At 51.9% G+C, this 12,386-nt stretch carries 11 protein-coding genes; 8 read left to right on the top strand and 3 right to left on the bottom strand.

Features of this window, described 5'->3' with window-relative positions:
• The 4 genes from OKC28_RS10350 to OKC28_RS10335 form a co-directional block, all read left to right on the top strand.
• The coding region (locus OKC28_RS10350) for a hypothetical protein (protein WP_270689121.1) at positions 1–182 on the top strand (182 nt) is incomplete at its 5' end.
• A 62-nt stretch (positions 183–244) separates the two neighbouring features.
• Positions 245–1,048, top strand: a complete 804-nt coding sequence (locus tag OKC28_RS10345; protein ID WP_088813931.1) for a vWA domain-containing protein — start codon at positions 245–247, stop codon at positions 1,046–1,048.
• A gap of 146 nt (positions 1,049–1,194) precedes the next feature.
• Entirely contained in the window at positions 1,195–2,562 is a 1,368-nt protein-coding gene (locus OKC28_RS10340) for a toprim domain-containing protein (protein ID WP_157669140.1), read from the top strand.
• Positions 2,563–3,934: 1,372 nt separating this feature from the next.
• A complete protein-coding gene (locus OKC28_RS10335) occupies positions 3,935–4,648 on the top strand; it encodes a hypothetical protein (RefSeq protein WP_088813933.1) in 714 nt (237 codons plus the stop codon).
• A gap of 132 nt (positions 4,649–4,780) precedes the next feature.
• Here the strand turns inward: OKC28_RS10335 and OKC28_RS10330 are convergent, their stop codons facing one another.
• Entirely contained in the window at positions 4,781–5,278 is a 498-nt protein-coding gene (locus OKC28_RS10330) for a hypothetical protein (RefSeq protein WP_157669141.1), read from the bottom strand.
• A gap of 280 nt (positions 5,279–5,558) precedes the next feature.
• Between OKC28_RS10330 and OKC28_RS10325 the strand changes: the two genes are divergently transcribed.
• Both OKC28_RS10325 and OKC28_RS10320 read left to right on the top strand, forming a co-directional pair.
• Positions 5,559–6,674: a DNA-binding protein gene (locus OKC28_RS10325; protein WP_088813935.1), complete on the top strand. Its 1,116-nt coding sequence runs from the start codon at positions 5,559–5,561 to the stop codon at positions 6,672–6,674.
• Positions 6,671–7,789 (top strand): tyrosine-type recombinase/integrase, encoded by a 1,119-nt coding sequence (locus tag OKC28_RS10320; protein ID WP_157669142.1) that lies wholly within the window; start codon positions 6,671–6,673, stop codon positions 7,787–7,789. The genes OKC28_RS10325 and OKC28_RS10320 overlap by 4 nt, the downstream gene beginning before the upstream one ends.
• A gap of 72 nt (positions 7,790–7,861) precedes the next feature.
• Here the strand turns inward: OKC28_RS10320 and OKC28_RS10315 are convergent, their stop codons facing one another.
• Complete coding sequence (locus tag OKC28_RS10315) at positions 7,862–8,314, bottom strand: hypothetical protein (protein WP_088813937.1); 453 nt, start codon at positions 8,312–8,314, stop codon at positions 7,862–7,864.
• 880 nt (positions 8,315–9,194) lie between these two features.
• Between OKC28_RS10315 and OKC28_RS10310 the strand changes: the two genes are divergently transcribed.
• Positions 9,195–9,530, top strand: a complete 336-nt coding sequence (locus tag OKC28_RS10310; RefSeq protein WP_088813938.1) for a hypothetical protein — start codon at positions 9,195–9,197, stop codon at positions 9,528–9,530.
• Between the two features lie 282 nt (positions 9,531–9,812).
• On the opposite strand, the gene OKC28_RS10305 is transcribed toward OKC28_RS10310, so the two are convergent.
• Complete coding sequence (locus OKC28_RS10305; RefSeq protein WP_232484507.1) at positions 9,813–10,727, bottom strand: DUF6685 family protein; 915 nt, start codon at positions 10,725–10,727, stop codon at positions 9,813–9,815.
• 679 nt (positions 10,728–11,406) lie between these two features.
• Here OKC28_RS10305 and OKC28_RS10300 point away from each other — a divergent pair.
• The gene (locus OKC28_RS10300; protein WP_157669143.1) at positions 11,407–12,291 is read left to right on the top strand and encodes an AbiTii domain-containing protein; all 885 of its coding nucleotides are present in this window, start codon (positions 11,407–11,409) and stop codon (positions 12,289–12,291) included.
• Positions 12,292–12,386: the final 95 nt, after the last annotated feature.

Genomic DNA, 12,386 nt, shown 5'->3' with positions numbered 1-12,386 from the left:
TGACGCTGACGACCAACCTGATGGTGACGCTGACGACCAACCTGGTGCTGACGCTGACGACCAACCTGGTGCTGACGCTGATGGTCAACCGGAAGCTGACGTTGACGGTCAACCCGGTGCTGGTGCTGCCGGCAGGCCGAGTGCTGATGACGTTGTTAGGTCTAAGCAAATTCAGGAGTTAGAAGCCTGTCTTGAGGCTGCCGGAACTGGATCCTCAGATGTTGAATGCCGTGACAAAGGTAAAATGCTGGCGTCATTGATCGAAGCCGATTCCCGCTTTCAACTCGACACGCCATTAAGGCCACGTCTTGATGCGATTAACACGAAGATTGGCCGGAGTGTCACGCTCCCTAAAGTCCTCGCTGCATCTAGACCAATCACACAAGCTCTCATGGAGCTCGTAGAGACCGAAACCAACTGTGCTCCTGGATTGAGTCGACGCGGAAAGCGCTTTGTCACCTCCCGGTTCAACCGGTTCAAGCAAGGTGATTTGCGCGTTTACCGCGGCAAAGCCAAAAACGTTGGCATTGATAGCGCAATCATGGTGTTGCTGGATTTGTCAGGCTCGATGAATTGCCAACAGGAGGTAGCAAAAAATTCCTGTCTGGCTTTGGCTCTTGCAGTTCAACAGATCGATGGGGCTGTTATTGGTATTCAGTCCTTCGGAAATTGGAACGTAGACCTACTGCGTTTTGGTGAGGATCCCGCAACTACAAGCACTCGTCTCGATCTGACTTGTGCCGATGGGGGAACACCTATGAGGGAAGGACTCAGCAACGCATTTTTGGCCCTGATGCCAGAGCAAGCTGAACGCAAGAGTCTGATCGTCATCACCGATGGTGAACCAGACGTTGAATGCGTTGATACCTTCAATATGGTTCGACAACATGGCATTGATGTCTTTGGCATCTATATTGGCCAGTACGCAAGCGGGAAAGTTGCCATGGACTACTACTTCAAACCAGGGAACTGGATTGCTGTAGACAATATCCTTGGCCTTAAACGTGAGCTATTCAAACTAGCCAAGGGCACCATCTTGGCTGCCTGATACCCCCCCCCCTCCACGCTGGAGGGGGGGACTTTCGAATACTGAGCAATGGACGGCCATTGCTGAGTGTTTGCAATATGCAAGCGCCAGCCCGTACCCCCTGTAATCGGGCGAAATGGGGAACACCAACAACATGGAGTAATGACATGCACTATGAAATCGTTGCGGATGATTTGGCCGCATATCTCAATGACAACCGCTTATGGGTCGAAGCGTACAAACACCTAGGCCTATTCGGTGATGCCACTAGAGGTTTCATTCCAGGTAAGAAGGCACCTAAAACCAGTTGCCCAAGACACGGTGGCCGTAGTGGAGAAGCCTTTGGCTTAATCCATAGGGGCAAGCTCGACTCTGAAGCCACCGGTGTTGGAGTATGCAACTCATGTGGGGTTATGTCTGGTTTCTCCATTGTAATGGAGGAAACAAACTGGCCTTTCCCGAAGGTCCTCGAGCAGCTGGCAATCGCCAGTGGCTACATGGATGGGATTACGTCTGGCGTGTTTTCCCCCCCTCCGAAATCGCCTATGCAACTTGCGTGGGAGAAGGAAAGAGCGGAGGAAGATGCCCGGCGGGATCAAGCAGTCGCGAATAAAAACGCCCAGCTTTGGGATGAAGCCTGGCCTTTGACCAAACCGCAAGCTGAGCCGGCCATTCGGTATCTCAGGAACCGGAAAATATTGTCGAAGGTGGCATCCCTTGGTGGGGAAGTAAGGCTCCACCCTGGTGTGCGGTACATCGACATGAATTATGGTCAGTGCATAATCACGCTAGAGCCAAAAGGAATGCGTTACTGGTGGCTTGATAAAAATGGCCATAATACAACTCAGCCTGCTGGCGAGCGCCAATCTACTCAGAAAGAACTAATTGAAGAGGCTGTCGACTTGGCTCACCCATCTGCGAAATTGGCTCGTTTGGCAATATCGCAGATGCCCGATCACATCAAGGCGGCAATAACATCTCATAAGGCGGTCTTTCACAAAGGAGTGGCGTTTAAACTTGATCTTGGGAAGCATCCTTGCATCCTTTGCCGGATCCGAGATCCTTCAGGTAAGCCAGTCAGCCTCCATCAAACCTTCATCACTAGCGATGGGCTGAAAGCTCCTGTGCCAAAGGTTAAGAAGTTGAGGCCGTCTGTGTCAACAGCCCCAATATCGGGTGGTGCCGTGCAACTTTGCCCACCGACCCCGGTTCTTGCAGTAGCCGAAGGACTTGAGACCCTTCTAAGTGTTGAATCAGCCACCGGTATGCAGGGATGGGGGCTACTCAATGCAACTCTGATGGGAAACTGGATTGTTTGCATGGGAGTCAAACACGTCTACATCTGGGAAGATGCTGACCCGGCCGGAGAAGTGAATGCAGCTAAGTTGGAGAAAAACCTGCTATCTGCAGGCATAAAGGTAACTAGATGCAATCCGAAGCTCATCAGACCTGAAAGTGATATGGATTGGAACGATATTCTGGTGAATTACGGACCAGATGTGTTCCCCCATAGCGACTGGCTGCAGCACGTTTGAATAACGGAGAACTTATGGATCTGAAAAGTCTGCTCAATGGCATTCATCCCATTGTTCGGTTATCCGTTTCCAACGTCCGCCTATCCCCTGAACTGGGGTATTGGCCAGCTAAATTCGAAAACTTGGAATCATTGAATCAGTGGCTATCGAGTGAAGCGGGTGAGCATTACCGCTACCCGGGAGCTGAAGGTATCAATGTGACCATACATGATGTCTTACGACACTGCGATCGCCCTAGCGCGAGAGTAATGACGATACTTAAGATACAGACTCAACTAGCTTCTTGATGATCGAAGCCAAAAGCCATCACCCTCAGGGGTGATGGCTTTTTTACTGTCTAGAGTAGAGGCGCTGAACGCCGATGCCTGGCAGCTATGACCAGATTCTACGGAGGGGGAGGAGGCATCTATTACACCTACACCGGTGACCGGATCGCGGATAGGCCCCTGACTCTTGGGATGTCCTGGCTGGTGTGCGGCGCCTAGGGTGGCAGCGGCGGAGCGTGTGATCCGGTACGGTGTCCGGCGGACCGGTGCTGTAGGGGACCCCGAGCGCCCCGTGGTGTGGTGGAGCTGGAGACCCGTCGGTGTACGCGGTTTCCCAGGACGATCCCCGCCATCTTGCTGGCTCTGACCGGTCTCTGGCCGGGACTTGCACGGTGCCCTAAGGGGTCTGGATCTGGTGGGGCCCTGCAGGAGCTTGTGGCAGCCCCCGGGCAGGGGGGATCAGGCGAGGCCGGTGTTGCAGGTGGCCCCGAGCCACCAACGAGCTTGGCCAGCGTCGGTTCAGGTGATTTGGTGTGGGCCGCTGGTCGGTTCTGTGTTCAGGGTGGCCACTGCCGGCGGGGGTGATCTGGTGCGCCCCGTGGAGGGCTGGACTTGGTGGGGCCCTGTAGGAGCTTGCGGTAGCCCCGGACCGTTGCGAGCTCGAGGCCCCGGGCGGCCACCGCTGTGGGGCGGTGCCTGCTGATGAGCCCGGATTCCAAGGCTGCGGTCTGGCTGTAGGGTGGTGCTGCCATCCTCAAGGCCTGCGTCAGGTCCAGTCTCAGCCTTACCTTTGGGCGAGGATCAACGCCATTGGAGGTTTAGGGTGGTGCCCCTAGGCTAAAATGAAGGGATTAGCATATGAAATGAACTATGGGGATGTTGGATTACCTTGCGAAACGCTGAACGAAGGAGGGGGTTTACCTTGCCAAATGAAATGAAGCGCGTAATAGTATGTTAACATTTTCGTGTGGTAAGACATTGTAATGTAGCCAAACCATACATTTGGTTAGTTGTAATTTGAGTCCCAAACTGCCATGCTGTGATTGCTGCAGTGAAAAACCATCACCTCAGCTGACTATTAATTTCGCTTACGGAGGTGTGTCACAATGCCTAAAGACAAGCGGAGAAAAAAACATAACCACATGAAACCAGACAAACTTACTGCGGCTCAATTGGCACGCCAAGCAATTGCTGCTGACAGCATCAAGCTGACCCTAGACCCAGTGTTCCCGGCTGATGGGGATACTACCAACGCTCTTGTGCTACGCCTTCCGCTATCTATGCGCTTTGCAACCTACACCTACGATGTAGAGTTTTTGCTTGGTTCATATCTTCTTGGAAAAGCATTGGATGTTTGGAAAAGCATTCCTCGCGATGCTATTGGTGAAGCTCCTAAAATGTTCATCCCAATTAGCATGCAAATATTGGCTGATTATCGTTTCGTTGAAACCGTGACAAGACATGTCGCACTGCGGGCTCACAATAAACATTTTATTTTAATGGGAACTCCAGATTCACTAGGCATTTTTCCTGAGCGTTTAGATACCAAAGGGCTTGCTGAAATATATGATGCTGTCGGTATTCAAGTTGGCATCGGAGATATTCAATCCAATCATTTTTATCCTTCCCTCCTGCAGGAAGGAATCAGTTCCATTCTCCCATCCCACCGTTTCGCTGTAGCGAACTCAGCTAAATTGATATTGAGCGAGCTGAAGAGCACGGCAAGATCTGTAGGGATCCGCTACTACGAACCAACACCTCGTCCATGGGAGATGACGCTTCCTGAAAGCGCGGCCGATTTCGGCGCCCTTTGCACCTGAAAATCCTAGTCAATCTCGTGAGAGATGACGAACGGAGATGTTTTGGGGCGAGGTAGCGAAGGACGCTAGATTTCAATGAAAGCTAGCTCTATCGCCTATTTTTTAATCATGGCATAGTTTGTATTAGGCCATTTACTTTTTGAAATGCCACTGGCACACCAACACGAAAAAGATCCCTCCCAACACCCCGAGTGAAGTGGCAGAGAAGACACCATTCCCAAAAGCCGCCAACATAAGAAAATTGTTGGTCATTGCCATTGCGAAACCAAGTCCTATAGCTGCTCGGCGACGCATCACCAAGAGAGATGCCAGGCGAGCACGGGTACCCATATCGTATGGGTACTGGAATAACTGCCAACTTAAGCCCAAGTAGTTCGCTGATACTCCGCCATACAGACACCCAAGCCCTATGGCCATGACCAATGCTGTGAGTGCGTAATAACCAGCAGCGAAGTCCGCTCCAGATCCAAACCGTAGTGCGCAGCCGGCCGCCACCGTGGCTCCAAGAAAAGCCAGCGTGACGAATCGGTGGTCAACACCCAATATCAAGCTTCCCACATTTCCTCCTTCCGTTGCTTCCAGCTCTAACCCCAGCCACCAACCATAACGTGGCTGATAGTTGGTGACCAAGTGCCATTTATACTTCGTGTAGTGTCGCAATGTAGTGATGGCTACGCCGACATAATGAATCCTACTCCCGCCGTGTATTTAACGCAATAGAATATACATTTCATTGCGTTATGTATTTTTGATGGGTTATCTTGACAGTTTGACGCAATTGCGATGGTGGTTATGGTGGGGCCTGTCGCGGCTCTCGTCACTTATGATTGTGTAATGTCGCACGTAATGAGATGCTACATGCTACATGCTACATCGTTAATCTTTAAAGCAGTCATTATCGGGGATAGTTATGAAAGCGAAGGTAGCTTTGCAACGAGAAGATATCTGGAAGGCCATTGAGGAGGTAGCCTCTACTGGCCATGCACCAACATACAAGCTAATTATTCAGCGACTGGGCCGCGGCTCTAACTCCCAGATCGGCCCGGTGTTGAGGGAGTGGCAGACTGAAAATCGCCCTGCGCCGAGCACCACTAATGTGCCTTCGTCGGTGTCGGCCGCCGGTATTGAGCTCATCGAGCAGGTTTGGCGCATTGCGGCAGAATGCCAACAAATGGACCTGGTTGCCGAGCGCCGGCGCATGGATGAACAGGCTAAGTTGAATGAGTCTGCAATCGAGACAATCGAAGCAGAGAATGCTGTGTTGGTGGAACAGCTCGACCGGCAGCAAGCACTTTATGACCAAGTGAATGTGCAGTATCAGGAACTTCAAAATCGGCTTGCCGAACTTTCAGAAACGCATAATTCCTCCAAATTAGAAGTGGCTCGACTAACATCTGCTCTCGCAATCGCATCAGAGAATCTGCTGGATGCCAGGAGTAAAGTCGATGATGCGCAAGCGATATCCCGGGTTGCAAAGGAAGAATCGAAAGCACTCCAGCTCGAAGCCACCCGTTTACAATCAGGCCTGGATATGTCGACAGAGCAGCGCGTCGAATTACAGAGACAGCTTGCTGAATCCAATGCCATCGTGGGTCAACTTCAATCTGAAAATACCTCATCAAAAGCGGAATTGCTCGATGCCAAAGATCATTTACTTGCCCAAGCAACTCAGCTTGATGCTACACAGGAAGCATTGCGTTCATGCCAACGGAATTGCATTGAGCTAGAGCACAAGGTTCTCATGCTTCAGAGCCAATTAGCCGGCATGAATGAAGTAAAAAACGAATGCAATACCTTGCGCCTGCAGCTGCAAAATTCTGGGCTTGCAGAGCAACAGTTGGTGATGAAAGTAGATAACCTCGAGCGTGATTTAATTGAACTGTCAGAGCAAAATGATGCCGCTAAAAGCAATTCCACGAAAGCACAGGATGAACTGAGGGCGGCAAAAGTCGTTATTATTCAGCAAGAGGCAAAGTTGCAAACTATGAATGAAATGCTGAGTATTTTAGGGGGGAAGGTTAATTGAGCAAAGTCAAAGGTGAATTATTCCCTACGAGCAGCAGTGAGTCTTGTTTGAAGGGCCAGCCAACAACTCTCACTCGCTACGGTGATAACACACTTGCTGGCAGAATTGATCTAATCCCAGAATCACCATATACCGGATACTTGGCTTCTCTTTCTTCTGGCAGCCGGTCGACGGCAAAATCGACGTTGAGAAAAATCAGTCAGCTACTGTATAGCTCAGAGCCTGAAGTTGCGCCTTGGCATCTTATGACGTCCAATCACTACCAGATAACTATGCGTTATCTGGAACAACAAGGGTTGGCACCAAAAACTATACATCGTCATATGAGCATGATTCGCTCGGTATTAAAAATGGCAAAATTGCTACGGATGATCCCGGATGACAATCATGGCGAGTATGATGCAATCATGGTATCAAAGAACATCAAAGGCTCACAAGGGCGTGGCGAAATCCGTCCTCACAGAAGCCTAACTGACGACGAGATATCTTGCCTATTTAGTATGTTGGGGGCTGACAAAAGCCCCAAAGGGCTTCGTGATATGGCCATCTTGTCTGTTATGAGAGGGTGTGGATTACGGCGAATGGAAGTGGTTGGCCTACAGATTGAACATATCAGGTGGGCTGGTGCTATTGATGGAGAATTGCTGGTTTACAAAGGCAAAGGAAACAAACCAAGAACACTGCCTATGCCTCGAGGACTGCGAGAAATATTTGGGAATTGGACCGAGATCAGAGGCAATGACCTCGGGCCATTATTCTGCTCAATCAATAGAGGCGGGAAAACTGTACGATACACAGATAATGATGCAATTAAAAAGCGGATTCAACCTCATATGGTTGGGCAACTGAGGCCGCTCGACCGCTCAAGCGTGAACCGTATGATGGAACAAAGGCTTATCTTGGCTGGTATTGAGCGAGCCACACCACATGACCTAAGGTATACCTTTGCGCAAAAGAACCTGAAGCGTAGTGACATACAAACAGTGTCAGACTTGATGGGGCATTCAAATATCTCAACTACCTCGATCTACACAGAAACGAGTAGAGAGGAAATGCGTACCGTCATTGCAAGCGAGGATGTATTTAGCAGCTATTCCGAAGGTGAAACAGATTAATCAGTCACAGTTGTAAAGTAGTACTATTTCTTGGCGTCGATGGTTGCTAATTGGCGCCAAGAAACAATAAAGTCAAAACTGCGTTCTTTGGATGAGTGGCATAATGAGATTGCTTGCAAACCCTGGCGGTGCATTTTTCGAAATAGCATCAATGACCAAGGTAGACAACCAGAATGAATCACTTCCATTGAGCGTTATCGAGCGGCCATGTCCTGCGAAATGTATCACCAGTTTGACTCCTCCCCCATTGTTTGAAAAATCATAACTATGGTTATTTTCATCGCCATGAAATGAACCAGAGCAAGCCTTCTTAAGGCCTGTCAGGACCGACGCGACTGCATGTAGCTCCTTGAGTGAGATATTAATTCCCCACTTATTGGCCCAGTCCGCATTGCTTCCGGACATCTGTGCCAATTCAAGTCGCACAGTCGGATATCCGGCGGGGGCCTTCACTGCCTGGAAGGTGGCAGCCATTGATAGATCCTGCCGGTATACCTTGAATGCCTTGCCGTATTCATTTGTCATAACCCACTCATTTATCGGTAGTTTTAGGCATTCTACATGCTATCTACCAGTATGCAAAAACCCCCCGATCTTTTGCCACCCGATTATCGGGCGAGCTTTGAGTTATGCTGCCGTGGGATAAATTGATAGACAGATACTATGGCAACAGATACACAAACAGCCCCTTCTTTGGGCGAAATCATGATCATGTACGCGAGCATTCTTCCGCCCGGCTGCAAGATCCATTTAGAGTCAACAGAGATCATTATTGACTCTAGTTCTTCTTCTGTATTGACGTGGCTTCAGCATTGCAGCGATCTGTGCATTGACTTGGCCTCCAATCATACTGAGGCTATTATGATGTGGCTGAATCGTGCCGAATTACCACAATTCGAACCAGTATAAGCATCGTTGGGGCGCGAGTCTGTTGTCATTAATGGCGGTTAATGTCGGCGAGTGTGTTGTATTAGGTCTGGTTTGCCAACTATGTTCACCAATCCACGTTTCTATTCGCCCACTCTTGATGATCTCCATACTCCAGGGTAATCTAGCCAGTGTCCCCGGAGCCTATTGAGGGGACCGGCCAACAGGCCTGGCCCCAACTTTCAATCTCCCGGCCCTCCCCATGCCGTCAATCCCTACCTGTGGTTTATCGCTTAGGCCCTTGTTGGCTGGTTCTGCATGCCCGTTCACCTGTATTTCTCCGGTGTCAGCGCACATGCAGAAACAGCCCTAGCTGTCTCTATGGCCACTCGGTCTGCAATGTGCCACTCGCGACCAATAATAACCCGGGCAATCCGCCCAAGCTTATCAGCAATAACACAGGCGGTGAAATTCACCGGCTGCGCAAAAATGATGGAGTTCGATATGCACCAATATAATGATAAATCAGGAGTGTTCTATGAATAACAGTGGCGGTTTTGTGGTTCTCATCGCTATTGCCGTACTTCTTGTTTTGTTTTGGCTTTCCAAAACAATCGGAGTGCCGCTTGATGTGATCGTTGATTCAGGCCGTAATTTGGTCCCCGTCATCGTTGTGGGAGCTATTGTGGTGCTTTGGGGGGATGCGAAGTATTGGCCGATCTTGTTGGGCTGGTCCGTGTTGGCGATAAAACCAATACTGGCCTACAAGTACGCCGGCACCATACTTGCTCAATCATCCACTGTTACTATTCTTGCTGCCCTGACCGTTGTGGCTGGTTTCATGTTGACGTACTGGTTCAAAAAGTACGTGTAACACAGCACCGACATCATTAAACATCGCTCAAACCCCGCCATGGCGGGGTTTTTTTGTTGCCAATTGTCAGACCTAGGGGATGTCATGACCTATCTTTCAGTGTTTTGATTGTTCAAATTTTAATTTTTTGTGAGAGGGCCCCTTGTTGAGGTCGTCTTATAAAACGGAAAGAAATCGTGAATCAGTGGATAAATTTCTTACCGTACGAATTTTCCGAATTCTGAAGCGCCCCCAGTAGGGGCTTGTTCCCTGTGGGCGGGATAGTAGCAGCAAGGTGCGGGTTTAGCCGTGACAACCGGCCATGATCGGCCCGACCGGATAGTCATGTTGCCGATGGACTTGGTGCTGCAGATAGACCCCCAGATCGGGTACCCCGGCCTGACGCAGCACACTGGCCACCGTCATCGAGCGATGGTTGGCCCTGGGCAGAAACAGCGCCCTCCCCTCGCGGTGAGGGCGGGGCAAATCACCGGCAAACCAATTGGCCTGCAGTGCCCGCATCGATTCAAACAACTCATGCCAGAGCAGCGGATCCTTAGTGATGGCAAACAGCTCATACTCCTCGGTGAGGGCGTTAACTGCGGCGGGATTGAGTAGGTAGCCCTTGAGCCGTCCTTTGAGCTCGACCGGCTGGTTGGCGACTCCGGCCAGATAACGTGCGGTCGAAAAATGATGGCTGCCGCCGCTGTTGGCGAGACAGACACGGCCATCCCAGCCGTGGTAGAGAAAATAGTCGCCGCGCCCCGGCTGCATTATCCTGACCTCGCCATGGCCCAGGTTGTGCGCGATGTTGTCGGAGCTGGGGTCATCGAGGAAGCCACGGCAGCGGGCCTCGGCAAAGGCATCCAGATCGGCGAAGTTCTCGAGGGGGCTCTTCGATGCTGTTAGCACCTGGACTTGGCGAATGTCACAGGCCCACTCCTCAAATTGTGCCTGTTCGCAAAGGTTGGCCAGGGCACCGACTAGGATGGCATGACCCTGGTATTGGCCGTTGATCCGCCCCCAGCCGCGCAGCTCGCCTGTCTTGGCGTCCCAGCCTGCCGGTCGCCACTCGTGCCAGCGGGTTATGCTGGCGGTGCTGACTGAGGGGGACTGCTCGAGGGCATAGCCCAGGGCGGGATCGGTGGCCAGCAGGGCATGGAGGCGGGCGGGTTGGCCCAGCTGATGTTGGATAAAGTGTACGGCGGTGGTCAACATGTTAAGGACTCCATCAAAGTTGATATTGATTACTCAAAAATGAATTCTGATAAACACCCCGGCTCCGCTGGCGCGAGTGTTGTTTGTGTCCCCTATCCTGTAGCTTGCGCCGACCGGCGTCAACTCAGCTCACCAGCAGCAGATTGCCCTCGATCGGTACCGAAAAGCTCAGCTCGATCTCCGAGGCCGCCGCATCGAGAGCCTGCACCTCGGTATACACTCTTTCGGTTCAACGTATCGACCAATGCCTTATATACGTCAGAAGTGGCTTGAGGTGAGTGTTGCTGGCCAGTAAATTGTTCGGGAGTAGTTCGTGTAGTTGTACCTGAAGACGTGCTGCGTTAGCGGTACCACCAACGTGATCCCCCTCCCCCGTAATGCCCCTTTCGCATCTTTCCGCCAATTCCTCACCACTGTCCAGAACGGCATGCGAAAAGCCAAAGCCGTGGTGCGAGCGGGGGAGAACCCTGGCAGTTCCACTAGATATGGTGGCACTGGCCCGCAGTTCAGACACAAGGTGTTGAGTTGGCTAGGGGGGATTTGGGCGTCTTGGTCAACGGCTAAAGCGGCGGGCAAAAAGCTCCTTGAGGGCGGTCGGGATCATCCCCAGCTTGCAGCCCTGCAACTGGCACGGCCAAACCGGGTACAATGGTGGCCCATATAGCCCAGGAGTACCTTGATGCCCGCCCTTATCCCTGAACTCATCGCCATGGCCAGTGATCCGACCGTGGCCACCTCCAATCTGCTGCGCCGCGCCCTTGTGACCGCCCACCGTCTGCAGTTGCCCGCGTGGGTTGTCTGGCTTGAGCACGAGCTTGATGGCTACGGACCAGATGACGTCATTCCGTCCTATCGCCATGTTCAAGGCGAAGTCATGGTCGATGACTACCATGGATTAAAGGGGGTGGTCTTTCCATCTGCTGAAATAGCAGCACGATGGCAACTCTGCACCTTCGACACCCCCCTTGAAGAAATCGAGGGCTGGTGTGCCGAAGGTGACGATATCCATATGCAATACTCTCCCCGCGAGTCAGATGCATTGCGGGCAGCATTAGGCACGAAATGCACCCCTCTTCGCCGGTTTACACTGTCCAGCATGAAGCGGATCATGGGGGCGGTAAGAAACCAGGTTTTGAATTGGGCACTGGAACTTGAAATGGAGGGGATCTTGGGGGCAGGCATGAGTTTTACGCAGAAAGAGCAGCAGCAGGCGCAGCAGGTGACCCACATTCATATTGAGGGCGGTTTTTACGGCGGGCAGTTGATGGCGGGCTCACCCGGTGGCCAACAACAGCAAACTATTACCGGTGAACTGAAAACCGAGGCGCTGACCGCCCTGCTGCCCTGGCTGGCGCAGGTGATCGTACAAGGGCCACTGCAGCCGGAGGCCCGTGACGAATTGCAAGCCGAATTGGACACCCTCAAGGCCCAAGCCGCCTCGCCCAGGCCGAAATGGCCGGTGATCGGCGCCGTGGCCGGCAGTGTGCGGACGATCCTGGAAGGCGCCGGCGGCGGGGTGCTGACAGAAGCCGCTCTGGGATGGCTGGCCACTTTGGGCGGCTGATCGATACAGGGGATCATAAGCAGGCGTCGGCCCCGCTTTGCATTGTGGCGAACGGCCAAAGCCGAGTTGAAATCCATTCCTAGGCTGCAGGCGGG

Source organism: Aeromonas sp. D3 (assembly GCF_027705025.1).
In the GTDB taxonomy this organism is placed as follows: domain Bacteria; phylum Pseudomonadota; class Gammaproteobacteria; order Enterobacterales; family Aeromonadaceae; genus Aeromonas; species Aeromonas salmonicida.
The sequence above is the reverse complement of the archived record's forward strand: the minus strand, read 5'-3'. Positions and strand labels throughout refer to the sequence as shown.